Below are 20,146 nucleotides of genomic sequence, written 5' to 3' on the forward strand. Positions count from 1 at the left end.
AAGACGGCAATGTGTCGGTTTGTTGAAAGAAAACCCGATAGGTTCCATGTGCGGCCGACATTGGCGTGTTGTTGCGGCGAAACCGTGGCTTTACTGGCCAAATGGTAAAAAGGCAGGTCACGATGCTGCGTAACCTGCCTCTAAACTCAGTAGTTGTTTGGCTTCCAGCCGATATCCATGTCGTTCCAGTCCTCATTGGCTGAGCCGATGCTGATATCGCCGAGCGTGCGGAAGGCCAGACGCGCATTGATCGACCAGTCATTGGCGGCCTGACGGCTGGAATTGATATTGCCTTCGTCCGAATAGCTGACCGTCAGGATTGTGCACTCATCCTGATAGGCAATACCGATACGGCGTTCAGCGGCAAACTTCCCGTTCAGATCGTAATTGATCGATCCGAAAAGCGACCAGTTGTCGTCCATGCGCAGCGTGCCGGACGCCTGAATGATGTCGCGGTCTTCGTTATAGCCATATTTCGGCTGTGCCTTGACCTGCGTATAGCTGAGCTTGCCGGTAAGGCGACGGTCCGAATAGCTGATACCGGTTTCCGAGCGGTTGATGTCGAAATCGTCCTTGTCGAGACGCAGGCTCGACGAGAGCGAGAGTCCGATCGGCGCATCGAAAGCGGCCATGGCGACATAATCCGAACGGTCGGATTCGAGGCCGGAATTAGCGCCTGCATTGACGAGATCGTAAGACGCGAAGGAATTGTCGCCCGCCAGATGGAAGGATTGGCCGGCAATGGCACGAATGCCGTAACCATTGTCGAACGTGCCGTTATAGCGGAAGCCGAGATTGGCACGCGTACCGCCTTCGATACGGTCGAAGCCGGAGAACTTGTCGCGCTCGAAGAGGTTGGTGGCGTCGAACACAAAGGCTTGCGAGTCCTCGTTCGGGAAACGACCGGAATATTGCTCGTTCGGCCGAACGAAAATCTGCGCGATAGGCTCGATCACGTGGCTGCTGTTGAGGGCCGTGAACAGCCAGGGATAACGCACCTCAAGGCCACCGGTGACCATGCCACGCAGGGCAGCATCGTCATGGATCATGCCTTCATAGGCATAGGATGTACCGCCGGAGGTGAAGCTTGCCGCATTCATGTCGGTCCACAGCGCGTCGCCGCGCGCAGCAAGGATCGGCGTGATCTGAAGACCGCTATCCATCGTGATGGTGCGCTTCCATTCCGCTTCCGTGGTCCAGCGCGTATAAGAGCCTTCCAGACCGTTGAAGCGGGGGAAGCCGCCCATCGCGTAGGAATCCTGCGTCGAACGGCTGATGCTCGTGAAGTTCGTGGTCAGCGACAGTTCACCGCCATAGATCGGATCCGGCAGGAAGTAACGATAGTCTACGACCGGATGAACGATCGCCTGCTTGCGTTCCTTGAGCTCCGAATTATCCGTGTCCTGAACGTTGAAATAATAACCACGGGCCTCAAAGCTGTTACGCTCGCCAGTGCCCGACAGATAAATCTGGTTGGTCTGGACGTCGTTCTTGTAGCCCTTGAGGTTATAGGTGCGCGAGAAGTTGTTGTCGGACTGCACCATGGCGTCCCAGCCGAAAGCCCAGCGCGGGTTGATGCTGAAATCACCCTTGGTTGCCACCATGCCGCGCTGATCGTTCAACGCGTCACTCGTTCCGGCGTTGAAGGTGTCAGACGACTGCTGGCTGATGCCGGCAATCGTCAACGTATGCATGCCGCTTTCGAAACGGTTCCGCAATTCGCCCTGCAGCAACAGACCCTGCTTGGTGTAGTAGGTCGGCGTGATGGTCAAATCCGACGTGTCGGAAAGAACCTGGAAATAGGGAACGCCAAGGCCAAAACCAAGCTTGTTGGTCAAGCTCATCTGCGGGAACAGGAAGCCCGATTTACGCTTCACTGTGTTGTCCGGAACCGTGAGGAACGGCAGATAGGCGATCGAGTGGCCGAAAAGCTGAAGGCGGGCCTTTTCCAGCCGCACCGTATGGGTCTTGCCGTCCTGAATGACGCGCTCGGCCTTGACCTGCCACAGCGGCGCCTTTTCGGGCCGTTCGGCGCAGGGCAGACAGGCGGTGTAGACGCCGTTGTTGAGAACCATCCGGTCGCCTTCGAGACGCTCGGCGCTTTCACCCGCAATGCGAGTGTTATCCGTTGTCTCAACGCGCAGGGCATTGACGAAGCCCTGACCGAAGTCATCGGTCACGTCCATCTCGTCGGCATAAATCTTGTTGCCGCCCGGCTCGATCAGCTCGATGTTGCCATGGGCGATCACGCGACCGGTCTGCTGGTTGTATTCCACCTGCTGGGCCACCATGCGGTAGCCCGAATATTTCATGCGAACGACGCCCTTCGCAATCACGCGCTGGGAATCGCGATTATAGGTCAGTTCATTTGCTGTAAGCAGGAGTTTCGAATCGTCTTGGCTTGCCGACGCAAGCAAACCATCCTGGCCGAAAGCGACCGGGCTGGATGCCAAATACGCGCACACAGCGGCACCTGTCAGAAGGGCCGTCCAAAGCCGCCTGATATTCCCGCGGTCAATTACCGCCACTAGCCGTCCTCCTGATGAAGCAGAATGGTTGCCCCCAAAGCCAACGCCACGATGACTGGAACCCAGACCGCGACGGTGGGAGGGACAACACCACCACTCCCGAATGCCCTTACGAGCACGGTTACTACATAAAGCACGAAGCCGGAAACGATTCCACCCAGAATCACGGAGCGCGATTGGGCGAAGCGGCTGAACTTTAATGAAACGGTCGCGGCGATCAAGGTCATCGCGACCAGAAGCAGGGGCGTCGATAGCAGGAAATGATACTGCGTCTCAAGCGCCTTTGAAGATAGTCCAAAGGACTTTGCAACTTCGATCTTGTGAGAAAGGTCAAAGAAAGCAACGGTTTCCGTCTGCGTCATGCGTTCCTGGACGAATTCCCGTCTCAGATTGGTACTGATCCGCATACTCTCTTGCCGAACTGACACATGCCCGGCGCGCGTTTCCGAAACGCCGTTAAGAAGCCAGTAACCATCTTCCAATTTAGCCGACTTCGCATCCTTACGCGAGACGATGTTTCCGTCCTTGTCGATGTCGATCAGAACCACATCGAGAAGCAGCGTTCCGTTGTCCTCGAAGCTCTTGGCGCCGATGATCGTATCCTTGCCGCCGCTCGACTGGCGCATCCACGGAACGATCTCCTGCTGGCGGCCGCCGCCCGCTTCGTTGCGCAGGCCGGCTTCCATTGCCAGCGACTTGTTTTGGCCCCATGCCGCGATGGGGTTCAGGATCGTGACCGACAGGATGCCGATGAAAACCGCGCCGAGCACGAACGGAAGGATGAACTGCCAGGCGGAAATGCCGGCGGCGCGCGTCACCACCAGCTCATAGCGCCGGTTGAGCGAGATCAGCGTGGTCATGCCGACGAAAAGCGCGATGAAGGGCACGGTCTGCTGCAGGATCAGCGGCAGGCGAAGCGCCGTCAGGCCAAGGGCGGCCGGAACGGAATAGCCGGGCAGGCCGGACATGCGCCGTGCCGTTTCGCTGAAATCGGCAAGGTAAATGATCGAAGATACGCCGAGCACGAACCAGACGGCGGTGATCAGATATCGCTTCAGGAAATACCGGGAGAGCGTGTTGAAAATCATGCGCTGCCGCTCCCAGAGTTTTTGGCCATCCGGCTGGAGAACAGACGGCGCAGACGACCCACCGCATCGGCGAGGATTGTCGGCATTTTCGGCTTTCGGCCGGTCAGCAGAATGAAGGCGGCAGCGCCGCCGCTAAGGCCCGGCACGGCATAAACCAGGGGAATGAAGGCCGCGCTCTGCTTGACCTGATTGGTGACGTAAAAACCAAGCCAGCGCAGCATGAAGGCCGTCACCAGTGCGGCCACCATCGGATGCAGGCGCGCCTCGCGGTGCGAACGGGCGTCGGCGGCGATGACCAGCGAAATAAGCGCGAAGGAGAAGGCGAACATCCAGTCCGAGAGACGCTTGTGCAACTCGCTGCGGAAGTTTTCCGGTGAGCGCTTGTAGCTCGCATTGTTCTCGTCGGGCGCGAGAAGGAAACCGAGGCTGGCGTCGCCCGGAGAGAGCGACGGCTCGGAATCCTGCTTCTCCGACATGGTCGAAAGATCGAAGGCATAGGACAGGAACTTGACGATCGAGACCTTGCCGTCCGGCGTCTTCTGCTGCACTTCACCGTCGCGCATGGTGAGCGACGTGCCGCTTTCATCGATCATGCCTTCCTTGGCGTAATAAATGAGGTCGAAATTCGGATCGCGGCGGTCGGCGACGAACAGGCCTTTGAGAATACGGCCCTGCCGCTGGGCGATCTGCACGTAAAGGCCATCCTGAATGGTGCGGAAAGTCTTTTCCTCGATCACCGAGGACAGGAGGTCGGCATAGGCGGCGGCCACCATCTGCCGGGCGGAGCTGCGGGCGGGCGGCTCGATGAAATTGGTGATGGTGAAGGAAAAGGCGCTCAGAACGGCGGCCAGAATGAGAACCGGGCGATACATCACCGACCGCGGCGATCCGGCCGCATCAATGATGGCAAGCTCGGAATCGTTGTTCATCGTCGTGAAAATCTGGGTAATGCCGATGACAAGCGCAAAAGGCAGGACGACTGGGATCAGCGTCGGCAGGATCATGGTCGCGAGCGCCATGAAGGAACCCATCGACTGGCCCGTATCGGTGACGAGATTGATTCTCTGGAGAACCTGGATCGTCCAGATGATGGCCAGCACCGGCAGCAGCGCGACCAGAAACATCTGCGTTGTCCGCCGCAGGATATAGTTCTCGAGAAGCTTCATACGGCCCTGTTCGACATTGTTTTTACGTGCGATCGCTCGCCGAATTTTCGTCTATCTAATCGCATCGTTTGCAATTGGCTATTCCGGCGCGCTCACAAATATGTTTTGCGCGACGATTTTTCCGCTGCCTGTGTCTTTTTGTGAAACAAGCTGTCGGTTTCATGACGTGATTTCGCATTCCACAAAAATGCCTTTCCTTTAACGACTGTGGGGCTTTAAAGAATGCAAGGGTTGCGCCCGGGGCCGAAAAGGCCATGATCATGCGCATCGTGCAAGTCGTAGAAGAAGAGCAGGAAAACATGTCCGCCAAATTCGATATTTCTTTCGCCAATTCCGCCGTGCTGGAAAATGCGCTCGCCGTTGTGCTGCAGGCCTCGGGTGAGGCTCAGGCCGTCGCCGGCGCCTCCGAGGCCGATCCGGGCGGTGTGATCGAAAGGGCGGCGAAGATCGCAGGTTTTTCCGCAAAATCCATGGCGACGCTCGATGTGATCGCACCGCAGGGTTCCGCCGCCGATCGTTTGCTTGTCATCGGTCTTGGCAAACCATCCAAACTGGTTGCGCACGACTGGTTGCGTGCTGGCGGTACTGCGGCCGCCCATTTCAAGAAGGCGGAAAAGGTCGTTATCTATCTCGACGCACCGAGTGTCGAGGTTGGCGCACGGGCGGCAGGTGATTTCGCGCTTGGCCTGCTGCTGCGCGCCTATAGTTTCGATGCCTACAAGACCAAGAAGAAGTCGGACGACGAGAAGGCGCCGAAGAAGGTCGAGGTTGTCATTGTCACCGCCGCTCACAAGGAGGCCGAGAAGGCCTTTGCCGTGTCGCAAGCGGTCGCGGACGGTGTGATTCTCGCGCGCGATCTCGTCAACCTCCCGCCGAATATTCTCGGACCTGTCGAATTTGCCGAGAAGGCCGAAGAGCTGCGCAAGCTCGGCGTCGAGGTGGAAGTCCTCGGTGAGAAGGAACTGAAAAAGCTCGGCATGAACGCGCTTCTGGGCGTGGCGCAGGGGTCGGCCCGTCCGCCGCGGCTGGCGGTCATGCAATGGAACGGCGGTTCAAAGAAGGATGAGCCCATCGCCTTTGTCGGCAAGGGCGTCGTATTCGATACCGGTGGTATTTCGCTGAAGCCGGGCCTCAATATGGAAGATATGAAGGGCGACATGGGTGGTGCTGCGGCCGTTACCGGCCTGATGCACACGCTGGCGGCCCGCAAGGCCAGGGCGAATGTGATCGGCGTCATTGGCCTGGTCGAGAACATGCCCGATGGCAATGCCCAGCGCCCCGGCGATATCGTCACCTCCATGTCCGGCCAGACCATCGAGATCATCAATACCGATGCCGAAGGCCGGCTGGTTCTGGCCGATGCGCTCTGGTACACGAAGGATCGCTTCAACCCGAAATTCATGGTGAACCTCGCCACGCTGACGGGCGCGATCACGGTTGCGCTCGGCAATCTTCAGGCCGGTCTTTTCTCCAATGACGACGAACTTGCAGCGCGCCTCACGCAGGCGGGCGATGTGACGGCGGAAAAACTGTGGCGCATGCCGCTCGGCAAGGATTACGACAAGATCATCGATTCCAAATTCGCCGACATGAAGAACAGCTCGGGCCGCCTTGCGGGTTCCGTCACCGCTGCGCAGTTCCTCAAGCGTTTCGTGGGCGAAACATCCTGGGCGCACCTCGATATCGCCGGCACCGCCATGGGCTCGCCGCTGACCGAGATCAACCAGTCCTGGGGTTCGGGCTATGGTGTGCGTCTTCTGAACGAACTCGTTCGCGCCCATTACGAAGATTGAAGCGAGCGGAGCTGCGCGTCTGCGAATGACTGAAATTCTGTTCTACCACCTGACGGAATCGAAGCTGGAGGACGCGCTGCCGCCCTTGCTTGAGAAATCGCTGGAACGCGGCTGGAAGGTCGCGATCCAGACGGTGGGCGAGGAGCGCCGTGATTTTCTCGACACGCATCTTTGGACCTTTCGTGACGACAGCTTCCTGCCGCACGCCACCGATATTTCGCCCGCACCGCAAAATCAGCCGATTCTCCTGACGGCGTCGGGCGAGAACGCCAACGCGGCAAGTGTCCGCTTTCTCGTTGATGGCGCCGAGCCGCCGGCGGTGGAGGCTTATGAACGCGTCGTCTTCATGTTCGATGGATACGATGCCTACCAGCTGGAAATGGCACGTAACCATTGGAAGAGGCTGAAGACGGAGGGGCACTCCCTGACCTATTGGCAGCAATCGCCAGAAGGCCGCTGGCAGAAAAAAGCCTGATCCACCAGGGACCGTGCCTCCCCGACAGGCGGTTGATGCCCGTCTCGGCATTGGTGGTGCGCTTGCCCCTTCATGTGGATGCAGACCGCATGGGGCCGCTGCACAGCATCGAAGAGCGCTGTATGAGGCCAAAAATTCAGGGCGCGACCGTTTCGTCAGTCGCGCCCTTTGAATCAGCGTTCTTGGCAAGCGTTTCGGCTTCTCAGTCGTAGAAGGAATCCACGAATTTGTGGCGGCCGAGCAGGAAAGCGTCAGCCACATGGGTCAACGGCGCGAGGTCGACATCGGAACGGCCTGCCTTGATGATTTCCGAGAAACGCTCGTAAAGAGCCGGATATTCCCGCTCCGGCTGGGAGAGCTTTTCTTCGCCGTTGATCGAGAGCTTCGCACCGCCTTCCGAAAGCACCATCTGTCCCGCGGCCGTCTCGGCAACGATATCCCAGCTTTGCTTGCCGGTCTGACGCCAGTCGAATTCGGCATGGACGGGCATTTTCGTCACATCGGAAAAATGCAGGTCGGCGGCGATCGGGGCGTCGCGGTTTTCCGGGAATTCGAGTGTCGCCTTGGTCAGGAACAGCGCGCGCGGCAGGATATGGGTGATGATCGAAAGCGCATTGATGCCGGGGTCAAACACGCCGAGACCGCCCGCCTGCCAGATCCAGGCCTGGTTCGGGTGCCAGTGACGCACATCCTCTTTCCAGATGACATGCACGCTGTCGATTGTCGTCGAGGCCAAAAACGCCTTCGCAGCCTCGACCGCGGGCGCATAACGCGAATGCCAGCTCGCAAACAGTGAAAGGCCCTTCGAATCCGCCAGCCGAGCGAGATCCTGCACTTCCGAAAGGGTGGCGCCCGGCGGCTTTTCAAGGAAGACATGCTTGCCGGCATTCAGCGCTGCGTAAGCCGCCTCATAGCGATATTGCGGCGGCATGCACAGCGACACCGCATCGATATCAGGCACAGCCTCCAGCATGGCCTCGATGGTGCCATAGGAAGCGACGCCGTCCACGGTGCCGTGACGGCTTGCGGTGCAGATCAACTCAAAATCCGGATTGCCTGCAATGGCGGGAAGATGCTGGTCGCGAACGATTTTGCCGACGCCGACGATGGCAAGCTTGGTGGCTGACATGAAGTGGAACCCGTCTGAGTGCTGCGTGGGATAAAGTGTGATTTTTACAAGTTTCTAGCAGAAACGCTCCAAGGAGCAAGGTGATCGTTTCCATGCGGCGCGTCTTTTTTCAAGCCGTAATATCGCAACAAGTTTCGGTGTGTGTATCCGCAGATCAATTAATATTCGATTGTTTCAAATATTTTTCTGGATTATTGAGTGTTGTTTTTGAATTTTGATAGTTATAGTGTTAATTTTCTCCGGTGTATTGTGCAGTTATCCGTAATAATTTTAGATTTCACTTGAATATATTTTACGAAGCAGGTGTTTTGTGTTTTTGTTTGAAGATGATCGTTTGTCTGGCTTTCTTCGGAAAGTCAACGAAAGCAGTCGGAAATTCAATACATATGGATTGATTTTCGGTGTCATCCTTTACAATCTCTACGTGTTTGTGGACCTAAGTCTGGTGCCGGATATCATCTGGCTGGATCTGACGGTCCGTCTGCTTATCATCACGCCGCTTCTTTTTCTTTATTTTCCGGCACGATACTATGCGCTCAGGGAGCGGGCGGATGCGGTGGCGCATGAGGTCCTTCACGGGCTGGGCTGCATGTTGGTCGTCGCATCGATCATGTTCATCTACGCCAATGCTCGGACCTCGTCGGCGAGCGAATATTACATGGGTATCGTCACCGTTGTCCTCTATATGAACACGATACACCGAAAACCGTTTCCGGTTGCGGTCATGGGAACGGTCGGCTGCATGGCGGTTTTCATCGTCGGCATGGAATATGTCACCGTGACGAGTGAGGTGGCCAAGCTGCCGGCGATCATGTGTTCCGTCGGCATCAGCGCCGTCTCGCTGTTTGCGGCCTATCGTATCGAACAGGTGGAAAGGCGGGATTATCTGGCCTCGCTGCGTGAAAAGACTTTGCTGCAGAGGATCCAGAGGGCAAATCACGAGCTTCAGCAGCTTTCCAATACCGACCAGCTCACCGGCATTCGCAACCGCCGCAGCTTTGACGAAGCGGCGAGCCACGCCTCGGGCGGCAGCGGCCGGCCCCGGGCGCTCATCCTTCTCGATGTCGATTATTTCAAGAAATATAATGACTCAGAGGGGCATGTGGCCGGCGACGACTGCCTGCGCAGGGTCGCCGGCAGACTGCGCAACGCCCTTTGTAGGGACGATGGCGACAGAAGTTTTGTCGCGCGTTACGGTGGCGAGGAATTTGTGGTTCTGCTCGATAATTGCGTTGTTTCCGCCGCGCTCGCCATTGGCGAAAGGCTCAGATTGGCCGTGATCGACGAGGCCATACCCCATCTTAACCGCCCCGACGGACGAGAGATCGTAACGGTCAGCCTCGGCATTGCCGTTTCCGGTGACGGCAGGGAAATCATATACGAGATGGTGAACCGGGCCGATGTGGCGCTTTACGAGGCGAAGCGTCAAGGCCGCGATCGGCTGGTACTCGCCTCCGGGAATATTGGAACGATTGTCGAGCCAGCGGAGATTTACGACGTCGAATCCGCGATGTCGGCATAGGGCGGCGAAGGTCTGGCGATGTGTTGTAAAGTCTGCCCTGCCAGAAGCAGGATTTGTGAAGGCCAGGTGCCGGAATGCCGGCGCCAGAACAAAATATAACCGGGGAACGCAGATGATGGAATTGATCGCCGCACAAGCGGCAGCATCGGCTGCCGAGCTTCCATTCCTGCTGCTTCAGGCCGCCGCCGTGATTGGCATGGTGTCTGTGCTCATTCTTGTGCGGCGAAATATAGCACTCGAGGACCCGCGCTATAAAATCTATTACGGCATCATCTTTGGAATGGCGGGCTTTCTGCTGACGCTGCTGGTGTCCGAATTCATCAAGCTGCCCTCCAAACCCTATATCCGCTCCGACCTGCTGTTTCTGGCTGGGGTGCTTGGCTCCTGGCAGGGCGGGCTGATCAGCCTGTCCCTCGTGGCGGCCGGGCGTTTCGTGTTCGGTGGTCCCGTGCTGTTTTTTGCGGCCCTGCAGGACATGGTTGTCATTTCGGCCAGCGGCATCATCATGTATGGCTGGATGCGCAAGCGCCGCCTCGCCGATCTGGGAATTCGGGATATCCTCACCGTCTTCGCGGTCAGGTTCATTGCCGTGCTGCTTGCCGTCTCGGTCTCGTTCGTCCTTGGGCTGGTCGACCAGTCGCTGTTTTTAAGTGCAATAGGCCGCCGAACCTTGGGCGCCGTCGCCGTCGGCCTGCCGATGATCTTCTGCCTGTTCATCCTTCTGCGCAACGAGGCGCGAGCGCGGGAAGAGACAAGGCAACGCGAATCGGCGGCACGCACGGATTCGTTGACCGGCCTGCCCAACAGGCGCGCCCTAAGGGACCATATAGAAGCGATGATGCGGCAGGAGCCGGCGGTTTCGCATGCCCTCATTCTGATCGAGATCGTCAATATTGCCGATGTCGCCGCCTGCGCGGGCGAGGACTGGAGCGATCTTTTCTGGCCGAGGCTGGCGCGTGAAATCTGCGACAGGGAGGACGGCCTGCTATGCAGCTCCGATACGCCGTGCAGCTTCATGTTCGGCGATACGACGCTTGCGGTCGTCATGCGGGGGATTTCGCTGGAGAAGTCCGAAAGCACAAAACTCATGATGCATCTGCATGACGGGTTGAGCACGTTTTGCCGCTTGGCGGAGGCGGGGCCGGTGCCGCATCTCAAAATCGGTGCGGCGAATCTGGACAGGCTTTCCCGGCAGAACACGGCCTCGTTCCTCAGGCACCTCAGCCTCGCGCTGAAGGGAAGCGATCATCCGGTGCAGATTTTCCCCTTCTCCTTTGCCGAGAAAGCGACACGGGACGAGGCGGTGCGGCAGATGCTGGTCAACTGGATCAAATCCGGCACGCCGCCCATTTGTTATCAGCCGAAATTCGAACTGCGCAATCGCCGCATGATCGGCGCTGAAGCGCTCCTGCGCGCGGTCGATGCGCGGGGGCAGGCGCTATCGCCTTATTATGTGTTGGAGATCGCCGAACGCCATCGGCTGCTGGTGGAATTCGAATGGTCGACGATAGAAGCCGTCGTGCGTGACCTTCGAGACCTGCAGGGCCTTGAGGCGGATTTTCATCTGGCGGTGAATATCTCCGCATCGTCTTTTGCGAGCGCGCATTTCGCAGACCGGGTCGTGGCGCTGCTGCACGAAATGGCGGTGCCGGCGCATCGCCTCTCAATCGAAGTGACGGAGATGAGCAGAATACCGACCACCGACGTCGTACAGCAAAATTTCGACACGCTGATTGCCGCGGGCGTCCGGCTGGCGCTCGATGATTTCGGCACCGGTTATGCCGCACTCACTTTGCTCGCGCGGTTCCCTTTCGAAGAGGTGAAGATCGATCACTGGATGACGTCGAGGCTCGACCAGTCGCGGTTCAGGGAGGCCATCGCGCTCGCTTTCGAGAGCGCCGAGCGCTATGGTGCGAAGCTGGTGACGGAAGGCATAGAAACCGAGGAGCAGAGCCGACTCCTCATGCAGATGGGCATTCGCTTCGGGCAGGGTTATCTTTATTCCCCAGCCGTACCGCTTGCGCGATTGCAGCCGCGCAGGGCTTGCGCTTAGCGCGGAGGCCAATGGCGGTCAGGGGTGAATTCGGCGACCGCTGCATTGAATGTTTTCCCGGTCTGTGCTGAGAAACTCCTTCGGTCGCAACGGCGCAAACGCTGTCGAATGCGCGCGTGAAGGCCTCAATACGATCGACGCGAAGTAAGATCGACAATAGGTTCGGCGGCTTCCTCGGAGGTCGCCGGACGGAGAGGGGATGCACTGCAAACCCGGCCTCGTCAGCCCGCCATCGCATCCTCATATTCGCTGGAAAGCAGCAGCCATTGCTCTTCCGCATCGGAGAGCTTTGCAGCCGCCTCACCACGTTCCTTCACTTTCTGGGCAGCCTTCGCAGGGGCTTTTTCATAAAGGGCCGGGTCCGCCAGCTCCTTGTCGAGCGACTGAATCACTTTCTCAAGCTTTGCCGTCAGGGATTCGATTTCATTGATCTTTTTCTTGAGCGGCGCGAGCTGGGCGCGCTTTTCCGCGTTGGCCTTGCGTTGATCGGCCTTGGATGCCTGATCGGGGACGGCGTCGGTCTTGTCTTCCTTCTTCCTGCCAGAGGAAACGACGATATCGCGATATTCCTCCATGTCGCCTTCGAAGGTCTTGACCGTGCCGTCGGCCACCAGCCACAGCCGGTCGACCGTCGCCTCGATCAGGTGGCGGTCGTGCGAGATGAGGATGACTGCGCCGCTATAATCGTTCAGCGCCTCGATCAGCGCCCGACGGCTGTCAATGTCGAGGTGGTTGGTCGGTTCGTCGAGGATCAGCAGGTTCGGCGCATGGAAGGCCGCAAGCCCCATCAGCAGGCGGGCTTTTTCGCCACCGGACAAGTCCTTCGCCGCTGTCGCCATTTTCTCCGTCGCAAGCCCCATCTGGGCGACACGGGCGCGCACCTGCGCTTCGGGCGCCAGCGGCATCAGTTTGCGCACATGTTCGACCGGCGTTTCATCCGGCACGAGGTCATCCAGCTGGTGCTGCGCGAAGAAACCGATCTTGAGCCCGGGAGCAACACGAAGATCGCCCGCCTGGGGGGCAAGCCGGCCGGAGATGAATTTCGCGAAGGTGGATTTACCGTTGCCGTTCGAGCCGAGCAGCGCGATGCGGTCGTCATTGTCGATCCGCAGATTGAGCTGCTTCAGGATCGATTTGCCCGGCTCATAACCCACAGCACCGCCATTGATGGCGACGATGGGGGAGGCGGGCTGCTTTTCCGGCTCGGGAAATGTGATCGGCTGGACATGATCCTCGATCACGGCGGCCACGGTGCCCATGCGCTCCAGCGCCTTGATGCGGCTCTGCGCCTGGCGCGCCTTGGTGGCCTTGGCACGAAAACGATCGATGAAGCTTTGCAGATGCTTGCGCGCGGCGTCGTTCTTCGCCTTCGCTTTCATCTGCAATTCGTCGGCCTCGGCCTTCTGCCGCTCGAACTGGTCGTAACCGCCGCGATAGAAGGTCAGCTTCTTCTGGTCCAGATGCACGATGGAATTGACGGCATTGTTGAGAAGATCGCGGTCATGGCTGATGATGATGACGGTATGCGGATAACGCCGGATATAATCTTCCAGCCAGAGCGTGCCTTCGAGGTCGAGATAGTTGGTCGGCTCATCGAGCAGCAGCAGGTCGGGTTCGGCAAACAGCACGGAGGCGAGCGCCACGCGCATGCGCCAGCCGCCGGAGAAGGAGGAGGCGGGGCGAAGCTGCGCCTCATGATCGAAACCGAGGCCGGCAAGAATGCTGGAGGCGCGCGCTTCGGCCGAATGGGCGTCGATGTCGACAAGCCGCATCTGGATTTCGGCGATCCGGTGCGGATCGGTTGCGGTTTCCGCCTCGGCCAGAAGCGCGCTGCGCTCCTTGTCGGCGGAAAGCACGATGGAAATCAGCGAGTCTTCGGTGCCTGGAGCTTCCTGCGCCACCTGGCCGATGCGCGCCTGCTTCGGGATCGTCACCGAACCGCTTTCCGCCGAGAAGTCGCCGGTGATGACCCGGAACAGGGTGGATTTGCCGGCGCCGTTGCGGCCGACAAGGCCCGCCTTCACACCGGCGGGAAGCGTCACGCTGGCATGATCGAGAAGCAGACGCCCGGCGATGCGGGCGGAAAGATCGGTAATCGTAATCATGGCGCCGTTTTGGCCGAACTGTCTGGCCAAGGCAAGAGCGCCCGCGCCACATCGCGCGAGATTAAACGGTCAATCGCCGAGCTGCACCAGATAGCTGTTGCGGCTATGCTGCGCCACCTCCCGCGAATAACCGACGACGCAATTGCGTGCGCCGCAGCGGGCCGAAAGCAGAGCGAGTTCGGCATGGTCGAAAAATTCGGCGGGCGTGGCGGTGCCATCCACTTCTGCGACGCCGATCGACACCGTCAGATGTTCGCCATCGCCGCCAGCGGTCGCAAAGCGCAACGCCTCCACGCTCTGCCGCAGCCGCTCGGCAATGGCCTCGGCCGTGTTTTGCGATACGCCGGCAAACAGAAATGCGAATTCATCACCGCCGATACGGGCGACGAAATCGTCTTTCTTGATGGTTTTGCGAAACAGGGCGGCGAGACGTCGTAATGCCTTGTTGCCGGCGGACGAGCCGTATTTGCCGTTGATCTCCCGGAAATGATCGATATCCAGCAGCACGAGCGAGGTGGCGGATGCAGCCCGGTCCTTTGAAAAAAGAAGGTCCAGCTTTTCGAGAAAGGCGGCCCGGTTTGGTAGAGCCGTCAGCGCGTCGCGCAACGAGGCGACCTGAAGCTCGCCCCGGTTTCTTTCAACCTCGCGGATTTTCACCAGTCCCATGGCGATGAAATTCCGAAGGCTCGTCTGTTCTTCGTGGATATCGCCCAGCAAATCGACCAAGCGCTCCGCTGCGGACCGCTCGCCATCTTCATCCTGCTCAAGGCTGGCCAGGAAAGTCTCTGTGCGTCGAAGGCTTGCATCAAGCCGCACGGAAATCTGCGTCAGTGTATCGAGGGCCTCGCTTGCCATCTGTTCGGCTTCGATGCGCGAAAAGCCGGGCAGATTGTGCCGCTGGCCGATGAGGTCGATTTCATGCTGCTGCGGCGCATTGCCGAGCGCAAGAATGTCGCGACCCATGGCAGGATTGTGTCCGGACAATATTTCGTAGATCAATTCATAATTGCGCGGCAGAGGCGCAATGTTCATCTTGGCGATGAACTGCGTAATTTTGGTGACGACAAGAGAACTTCGCGCCTGATCACGTTTTTTATCGCCCGCCGATGTCGTCACTGACAGCCCCAATACCGAGAGATTATTATGAATAGACCGGCAATAACCGATTGTTGAATGGTGTTATTCTTACAAGCAACGCTTTAAAATTGATTGAATCAGGGAAAAATTGTTGCGCTGCGAAGTGAAAAATTTCACTTCGCACAGACTCACGGATCACATGCGCTTGTGATCGATTGAATGACAAATCCTGATTTGATTTCATCGTCCGGCCGTTCTTATATCGTTTTATCGATATTGCAGAAGAGGGCAGCCCATGACGACTTCCAGAACGCTTTATTCGCTATGCGGAAGCGATACTTCCCGGCCATTTTCTCCCCATTGCTGGAAAACCGTGCTTTCGCTGGCGCATAAGGGGCTGGATTTCGAGGAGCGGCCTTTACCCTTCACGGTGATCCCGACGGTGGAGGATGGTTTTTCGAAGACCGTGCCGATCCTGCGAGACGGTGACGAGCTGGTGAGTGACAGTTTTGAGATCGCGCTTTATCTGGACGAGGCTTACCCGGAGCGCCCGTCGCTGTTCAACGGCGAGGGCGGCAAGGCCATGGCCCGTTTCGTCGAAAGCTGGTCGCAGACGATGCTTCATCCGGCCATCGTCCGTATTGCCGTGCTCGATATCCACAATATGCTGGACGAGCCGGACCGCCGTTATTTCCGCGACAGCCGCACGAAAGCCCTCGGCCGCCCGCTTGAGGATGTGGTGGCGAACCGCGAGGCGGAAATCGCAGCCTTCCCGGCATTGCTTGCGCCGATCCGGCGTATGCTGAGCTTCCAGCCTTTCATTGGCGGCGCATCGCCGCTCTTTGCGGATTATATCGTCTTCGGCGCCCTGCAATGGGCGCGCATTACCACCGGGGCGGATTTGTTCGCCGAAAACGACCCCGTGAGGGACTGGTTCGAAGGTTGTCTCGATCTCTACGATGCGAGAGGCCGCAGTGTGACAGCGGCGTGAAATGTCTGGCATGATCGTCGCAATCTCGTCGATCCCCCTTGTTTTCGGGCCTTTGGGCGGGTAAAGACCGCCCACTTTCTCTGAAGGAAAAGGAAACGGACATATGGCGATTGAACGCACATTTTCGATGATCAAGCCGGACGCAACCAAGCGTAACCTGACGGGCGCGATCACCAAGGTATTTGAAGACAACGGCCTGCGCGTCGTCGCCTCCAAGCGCGTCTGGATGAGCAAGCGCGAAGCCGAAGGCTTCTACGCGGTTCACAAAGAGCGTCCCTTCTTCGGCGAACTCGTTGAAGGCATGACCTCCGGCCCGACCATCGTTCAGGTTCTGGAAGGCGAAAACGCTATCTTGAAGAACCGCGAGATCATGGGCGCCACCAACCCGGCCCAGGCCGCTGAAGGCACCATCCGCAAGACCTTTGCGCTCTCCATCGGCGAAAACTCCGTTCACGGCTCCGACGCTCCGGAAACCGCCGCTCAGGAAATCGCCTACTGGTTCGCCGAAACCGAAATCGTCGGCTGATTCAAAATCTCAACGGCTTGAATCGTCGTTGCAGGCGATTGCACGAAGCTGCTGAAAAGACTCGAAGAAGCGGGGCCGAGAGGCTCCGTTTTTTTTGTTTGGATAGGCGGTAAAGGACTAGGCTGCAGCCGCAGTCATTCCACCTTTCTCATTCCTGTGACGAGCACAGGAATGAGAGAGGAAAAGTCTTCACGTCATTCATTCCGTCTGGCCTACGATGCCGGGCATCCCTGAACTGGCCGCATATCCGTCGTGCCATCCGGTTTGAATACCTCCGGATTGGGCGTATAGAGCGGGCCGACCACTAGCGGCTTGGCGGGAAGAAGCGACTGGTCAGTGTCGGAGCGGATCGTGGTCTCGATGGTCTGCAGAATATTGCCTTCCGGCCCCTTGATGCGGATGGTGACCTTATAGGGCCGGTCCTGCTTCACACATTCCACCGGTGGGCTCTGAACCGTGATCTTTTCGTCTTTCGGAAAAATCTTCTCGCGGCTGGCGAGGTTTGGACCACCGCGCGGGTTTTCGAACGTCGCCTCAATGGTGCTGCCGTCACGAACGGGGGCGATGCGCTGAAGCGTCACCAGATAGGTGGCGATGGCGACGCGGTAGTTAAACACAAACATCCGGCCGGAGATCTTCGCCACCTCACGCGGTTCGTCCCGCTGGCAGCCGGAAAGGGCGAGCATCCCTGCAATCGTTAGCATTGGAAGGGCGATTCCTTTCATGTTTGCGCCTCCTTTTTCCGATGATAGTGCCGGCTGGCCTTCCGTCGGTTGCCGCACACCGCCATATCGCACCAGATACGGCTTCTGTTCTTGCTGCGGTCGATGAAAAGCCAGCCGCAATTGCCACAGATGCGCAGCCGTTCCCGTGTCTCGCCGGCAAGCAGCGAGAGGGCGGAATGGGCGGTGGCGTTGCCGAGGTTTTCGGCAAGCGGAAACGTCCGCAGCGCCGTGCCGCAGGCGAAGAGAAGCCCGGCCAGCCTGTCGTCACCATCGTCGTCGCCGGCAATGGCGGCGCGGAAATAATCGTCGACAGCCTCGCGAAGATCGAGAAAAACCGCGTGCTTTTCCGCCTCGGGCGCGATGAGTGTGGGAAACCTGTCACGTTCCGCGCCGAGCTTTGTGGCCGCTTCGGCAAAGGCCGCGATCTGCGCCGGCACGGCAAAACGGTCGACTGTTTTTGCCGCATCCGAGCGCAGGATCACGCTGTTGGCGACATCTAGCGCCAATGCGCCGCCTGCGAAACGATGTTCTGTCCAGCGAAAGGTCATGCCACGTATTATAACTGTCAAAATGAGTTTTAACAGTTATAATAATTGAGGGAGGAAGCGCTTGGCCTATTTCCTGCAACAATTGCTGAATGCCGTGCCGGTCGCCTCGCTTTATGCGGTTCTGGCCTTCGGTTATGCCGTCGCCTTTTCGGTGACCAAACGCGCCGATTTAACCTATGGCGCCATATTCGCCTTTGCCGGGCAGACCTGCCTGTTATTTGCGGATTTCGGCTGGAACCGGCTGTGGCTGATTCTGCCGGCAACATTGGCGCTCGGGGCGGGGGCAGGCCTGTTCGGCGGGCTGTGGGTGGCGGGTTTTGTCGGCAGGGCGGTGATGCGGCCGCTGGCGCAAGCCTCTCCCAATGCCGTGACCGTCGCCTCCGTCGGCGTGCTGATCGCGCTGACCGAAAGCGCAAGGCTCGCCGCCGATACAAGGCAATTATGGCTGCCGCCGCTGTTATCTCAGCCGGTGCGCTTCTGGGCCGATGGCGGCTTTGCCGTGACCCTGACACCGATGCAGATACTGAACACGGCGGCCTTCTGCCTGCTCATTCTCGCAGGGTCGTTTTATCTTGACCGTTCCGCTTTCGGCAGGCGTTGGAAGGCGGTCTCGGACGATGCTTTTGCCGCCGCTTTATGCGGGGTGAATGCGGGCAGGATATTTCTGCTGTCCTATTGCGCGGCGGGTCTGGTCGCCGCCATCGCCGGTGTGCTGGCCACATTTTATTACGGCACCATGGATTTCGGGGCCGGTCTGGTTTTTGGGCTGAAGGTGGTGCTGATTTCAGCGGCGGGCGGTTATGCCAGTCCGCTCATCTGCGGCCTTGGGGCCGCCGCCGTCGGCTTTGCGGAAACGTTCTGGGTCGGTTACGGACCGGCCGCCTGGCGCGATGCGGTGGTTCTGGCGATGCTGGTCGGCTGGCTGATTGTCATGCGCAGCAGGGTGGAAGCACCCTGAGTCTGGCCCCTAGAGCGCTTTCGCGTTTCTTCGAATCGCGAAAGCGCTCTAACTCTTTGTTTCGTCGCATTTCCGGACGGAAAACCCGGCTCCACTTTTCCTGGAAATGCTCTATCGCCACTTGTCCTTCGCCGTGTCATCGGTCGTCTTTGCCGCCACCCAGTCGCCCGCCGAGCCATCCTTGCCATGTTCCTTTTTCCAGAACGGGGCGGATGTCTTCAAATAGTCCATCACGAAATTCGCGCCATCGAAGGCCGCCTGTCGATGCGATGAAGCTGCGATGACGAGGACGATATTTTCGCCGGTAGCGATCTTGCCGTGGCGGTGGATGGCGGTGAGGCCGAGAAGGCCGAAGCGCTCCATGGCAATCTTGGCGATGCGGGTTATTTCCGCCTCTGCCATGCCGGGATAGTGTTCCAGTTCCAGCGCCGCAAGCGTGCCGCCATCATCCCGGCAGAGCCCGGTGAAGGCCACGACCGCGCCGATGCTCCTGTCCCCTTCCGTCAGCCGGCGGGTTTCTTCCGCAGCGTCGAAATCCTTTGCCTGCACGCGGACTGTCGGCTGCACCCGCTCATCCCCCCGTCATCGGCGGGAAGATGCCGATCTCGCGCGCGCCGACGATGCTCTCATCGTGCTCGACATGTTCCTGATTGACGGCGACGCGAATTACATTGGGGAATTCGAAGGCCGCTTCGTAATTTTCACCGCGCGTCGCAAGCCACGCGATCAGCTCGCCGGCGGTGGTGATGGAGGGGGAGATGTCCAGCTCCTCTTCATCCGTGCCGATCTTCTCGCGAACCCAGGCGAAATAAACGATCCGCGTCATCAGTCTTCGTCCACGATGTGTTTCAGGCCAGCCTTGAAGTAATCATAGCCGGTATACATGGTCAACGCCGCCGCGAGCCACAGCAGGGTAATGCCCATTTCGGTCGTGTAGGGCAGAACCTTGTCGCCGGCCGGACCGGCAAGAAGAAAGGCGATGGCGACCATCTGGATGGTCGTCTTCCATTTGGCGATGCGGGTGACGGGAACGCTGACCTTCAACGCCGCCAGATATTCGCGCAGGCCCGAGACCAGAATTTCGCGGCAGAGAATGGTGATAGCTGCCCAAAGCGACCAGCCCGCAATGGTGCCATCCGCCGCCATCAAAAGGAGCACGGAGGCGACCAGAAGCTTGTCGGCGATCGGGTCCAGCATGCGGCCGATATTGGAGGTCTGGTTCCAGATACGCGCCAGATAACCATCGAGGAAATCGGTCAGCGAAGCGATGATGAACAGCCACAGAGCCGTCCAGCGCGCGAAATCCGAGCTTTCCAGTTTCCCTTCGACGTAAAAACACAGGACAATGACAGGAACCGCGAAGATGCGGCCATAGGTGAGAAGGTTGGGAATGCTGTATGCGCGCGAAGCCATGGGAAACCTGTCAGTCTGAGATCAACTGTCTTGATGCCGCCGCCAAGGC

At 58.7% G+C, this 20,146-nt stretch carries 18 protein-coding genes; 7 read left to right on the forward strand and 11 right to left on the reverse strand.

All coding sequences use genetic code 11. The features are described from left to right. Positions 1 to 146: 146 nt before the first annotated feature. Genes ACQZ48_RS07275 through ACQZ48_RS07285 form a run of 3 tightly spaced genes read right to left on the reverse strand, consistent with a single transcriptional unit; the run spans position 147 to position 4,782 of the window. Positions 147 to 2,528 (reverse strand): LPS-assembly protein LptD, encoded by a 2,382-nt coding sequence (locus ACQZ48_RS07275; protein ID WP_191217754.1) that lies wholly within the window; start codon positions 2,526 to 2,528, stop codon positions 147 to 149. After that, a complete protein-coding gene (lptG, locus tag ACQZ48_RS07280; RefSeq protein WP_077982560.1) occupies positions 2,528 to 3,616 on the reverse strand; it encodes an LPS export ABC transporter permease LptG in 1,089 nt (362 codons plus the stop codon). The genes ACQZ48_RS07275 and lptG overlap by 1 nt, the downstream gene beginning before the upstream one ends. Then, positions 3,613 to 4,782: an LptF/LptG family permease gene (locus tag ACQZ48_RS07285; protein ID WP_173988626.1), complete on the reverse strand. Its 1,170-nt coding sequence runs from the start codon at positions 4,780 to 4,782 to the stop codon at positions 3,613 to 3,615. The genes lptG and ACQZ48_RS07285 overlap by 4 nt, the downstream gene beginning before the upstream one ends. Before the next feature lie 299 nt (positions 4,783 to 5,081). Between ACQZ48_RS07285 and ACQZ48_RS07290 the strand changes: the two genes are divergently transcribed. Continuing rightward, positions 5,082 to 6,575, forward strand: a complete 1,494-nt coding sequence (locus ACQZ48_RS07290; RefSeq protein ID WP_191217790.1) for a leucyl aminopeptidase — start codon at positions 5,082 to 5,084, stop codon at positions 6,573 to 6,575. Positions 6,576 to 6,600: 25 nt separating this feature from the next. Beyond that, the gene (locus ACQZ48_RS07295) at positions 6,601 to 7,050 is read left to right on the forward strand and encodes a DNA polymerase III subunit chi (RefSeq protein WP_077982558.1); all 450 of its coding nucleotides are present in this window, start codon (positions 6,601 to 6,603) and stop codon (positions 7,048 to 7,050) included. 202 nt (positions 7,051 to 7,252) lie between these two features. Here the strand turns inward: ACQZ48_RS07295 and ACQZ48_RS07300 are convergent, their stop codons facing one another. Continuing rightward, positions 7,253 to 8,179 carry a Gfo/Idh/MocA family protein gene (locus ACQZ48_RS07300; protein WP_077982557.1) on the reverse strand — a complete coding sequence of 309 codons (927 nt, stop codon included), beginning with the start codon at positions 8,177 to 8,179 and terminating at the stop codon, positions 7,253 to 7,255. Positions 8,180 to 8,624: 445 nt separating this feature from the next. Between ACQZ48_RS07300 and ACQZ48_RS07305 the strand changes: the two genes are divergently transcribed. After that, positions 8,625 to 9,701: a GGDEF domain-containing protein gene (locus ACQZ48_RS07305; RefSeq protein ID WP_338122480.1), complete on the forward strand. Its 1,077-nt coding sequence runs from the start codon at positions 8,625 to 8,627 to the stop codon at positions 9,699 to 9,701. Positions 9,702 to 9,813: 112 nt separating this feature from the next. Next, complete coding sequence (locus ACQZ48_RS07310) at positions 9,814 to 11,754, forward strand: EAL domain-containing protein (RefSeq protein ID WP_137410060.1); 1,941 nt, start codon at positions 9,814 to 9,816, stop codon at positions 11,752 to 11,754. Positions 11,755 to 11,975: 221 nt separating this feature from the next. Here the strand turns inward: ACQZ48_RS07310 and ACQZ48_RS07315 are convergent, their stop codons facing one another. Beyond that, complete coding sequence (locus tag ACQZ48_RS07315; RefSeq protein WP_077982973.1) at positions 11,976 to 13,859, reverse strand: ABC-F family ATP-binding cassette domain-containing protein; 1,884 nt, start codon at positions 13,857 to 13,859, stop codon at positions 11,976 to 11,978. A 69-nt stretch (positions 13,860 to 13,928) separates the two neighbouring features. Then, entirely contained in the window at positions 13,929 to 14,975 is a 1,047-nt protein-coding gene (locus tag ACQZ48_RS07320) for a GGDEF domain-containing protein (RefSeq protein ID WP_165691165.1), read from the reverse strand. 256 nt (positions 14,976 to 15,231) lie between these two features. Here ACQZ48_RS07320 and ACQZ48_RS07325 point away from each other — a divergent pair, with 256 nt between their 5' ends. Further along, positions 15,232 to 15,927 carry a glutathione S-transferase family protein gene (locus ACQZ48_RS07325; RefSeq protein WP_077982555.1) on the forward strand — a complete coding sequence of 232 codons (696 nt, stop codon included), beginning with the start codon at positions 15,232 to 15,234 and terminating at the stop codon, positions 15,925 to 15,927. 103 nt (positions 15,928 to 16,030) lie between these two features. Beyond that, positions 16,031 to 16,453, forward strand: coding sequence for a nucleoside-diphosphate kinase (gene ndk / locus ACQZ48_RS07330; protein WP_003496769.1), 423 nt, complete (start codon positions 16,031 to 16,033; stop codon positions 16,451 to 16,453). A 212-nt stretch (positions 16,454 to 16,665) separates the two neighbouring features. On the opposite strand, the gene ACQZ48_RS07335 is transcribed toward ndk, so the two are convergent. Together ACQZ48_RS07335 and ACQZ48_RS07340 are read right to left on the reverse strand one after the other, a co-directional pair. Beyond that, positions 16,666 to 17,178, reverse strand: a complete 513-nt coding sequence (locus ACQZ48_RS07335; protein ID WP_191217757.1) for a hypothetical protein — start codon at positions 17,176 to 17,178, stop codon at positions 16,666 to 16,668. Next, positions 17,175 to 17,726, reverse strand: a complete 552-nt coding sequence (locus tag ACQZ48_RS07340) for a CGNR zinc finger domain-containing protein (protein WP_448728700.1) — start codon at positions 17,724 to 17,726, stop codon at positions 17,175 to 17,177. Before ACQZ48_RS07340 ends, ACQZ48_RS07335 begins: the two co-directional genes overlap by 4 nt. Positions 17,727 to 17,787: 61 nt before the next feature. On the opposite strand from ACQZ48_RS07340, the gene ACQZ48_RS07345 reads away from it, so the two are divergent. Continuing rightward, complete coding sequence (locus ACQZ48_RS07345; protein WP_191217758.1) at positions 17,788 to 18,684, forward strand: branched-chain amino acid ABC transporter permease; 897 nt, start codon at positions 17,788 to 17,790, stop codon at positions 18,682 to 18,684. A 111-nt stretch (positions 18,685 to 18,795) separates the two neighbouring features. Here ACQZ48_RS07345 and ACQZ48_RS07350 read toward each other — a convergent pair whose 3' ends face one another. From ACQZ48_RS07350 to pgsA, 3 genes are read right to left on the reverse strand one after another with little or no spacing between them, the layout of a single operon-like run. Further along, positions 18,796 to 19,251, reverse strand: coding sequence for a molybdenum cofactor biosynthesis protein MoaE (locus tag ACQZ48_RS07350; protein ID WP_137410066.1), 456 nt, complete (start codon positions 19,249 to 19,251; stop codon positions 18,796 to 18,798). A 4-nt stretch (positions 19,252 to 19,255) separates the two neighbouring features. Beyond that, on the reverse strand, positions 19,256 to 19,510 hold the full coding sequence (gene moaD / locus ACQZ48_RS07355) for a molybdopterin converting factor subunit 1 (RefSeq protein WP_173988640.1): 255 nt from the start codon (positions 19,508 to 19,510) through the stop codon (positions 19,256 to 19,258). Continuing rightward, positions 19,510 to 20,097 carry a CDP-diacylglycerol--glycerol-3-phosphate 3-phosphatidyltransferase gene (gene pgsA / locus ACQZ48_RS07360; protein WP_077982549.1) on the reverse strand — a complete coding sequence of 196 codons (588 nt, stop codon included), beginning with the start codon at positions 20,095 to 20,097 and terminating at the stop codon, positions 19,510 to 19,512. The genes moaD and pgsA overlap by 1 nt, the downstream gene beginning before the upstream one ends. Positions 20,098 to 20,146: the final 49 nt, after the last annotated feature.

The sequence above is a fragment of the Agrobacterium sp. 22-209-1 genome (genome assembly GCF_053522485.1).

Bases quoted from the DNA above. Each gene is read 5' to 3' on its own strand.
- lptG (WP_077982560.1), bottom strand. From the start codon at position 3,616: ATGATTTTCAACACGCTCTCCCGGTATTTCCTGAAGCGATATCTGATC.
- ACQZ48_RS07285 (WP_173988626.1), bottom strand. From the start codon at position 4,782: ATGAAGCTTCTCGAGAACTATATCCTGCGGCGGACAACGCAGATGTTT.
- ACQZ48_RS07290 (WP_191217790.1), top strand. From the start codon at position 5,082: ATGTCCGCCAAATTCGATATTTCTTTCGCCAATTCCGCCGTGCTGGAA.
- ACQZ48_RS07295 (WP_077982558.1), top strand. From the start codon at position 6,601: ATGACTGAAATTCTGTTCTACCACCTGACGGAATCGAAGCTGGAGGAC.
- ACQZ48_RS07300 (WP_077982557.1), bottom strand. From the start codon at position 8,179: ATGTCAGCCACCAAGCTTGCCATCGTCGGCGTCGGCAAAATCGTTCGC.
- ACQZ48_RS07310 (WP_137410060.1), top strand. From the start codon at position 9,814: ATGATGGAATTGATCGCCGCACAAGCGGCAGCATCGGCTGCCGAGCTT.
- ACQZ48_RS07315 (WP_077982973.1), bottom strand. From the start codon at position 13,859: ATGATTACGATTACCGATCTTTCCGCCCGCATCGCCGGGCGTCTGCTT.
- ACQZ48_RS07325 (WP_077982555.1), top strand. From the start codon at position 15,232: ATGACGACTTCCAGAACGCTTTATTCGCTATGCGGAAGCGATACTTCC.
- ndk (WP_003496769.1), top strand. From the start codon at position 16,031: ATGGCGATTGAACGCACATTTTCGATGATCAAGCCGGACGCAACCAAG.
- ACQZ48_RS07335 (WP_191217757.1), bottom strand. From the start codon at position 17,178: ATGAAAGGAATCGCCCTTCCAATGCTAACGATTGCAGGGATGCTCGCC.
- ACQZ48_RS07340 (WP_448728700.1), bottom strand. From the start codon at position 17,726: ATGACCTTTCGCTGGACAGAACATCGTTTCGCAGGCGGCGCATTGGCG.
- moaD (WP_173988640.1), bottom strand. From the start codon at position 19,510: ATGACGCGGATCGTTTATTTCGCCTGGGTTCGCGAGAAGATCGGCACG.
- pgsA (WP_077982549.1), bottom strand. From the start codon at position 20,097: ATGGCTTCGCGCGCATACAGCATTCCCAACCTTCTCACCTATGGCCGC.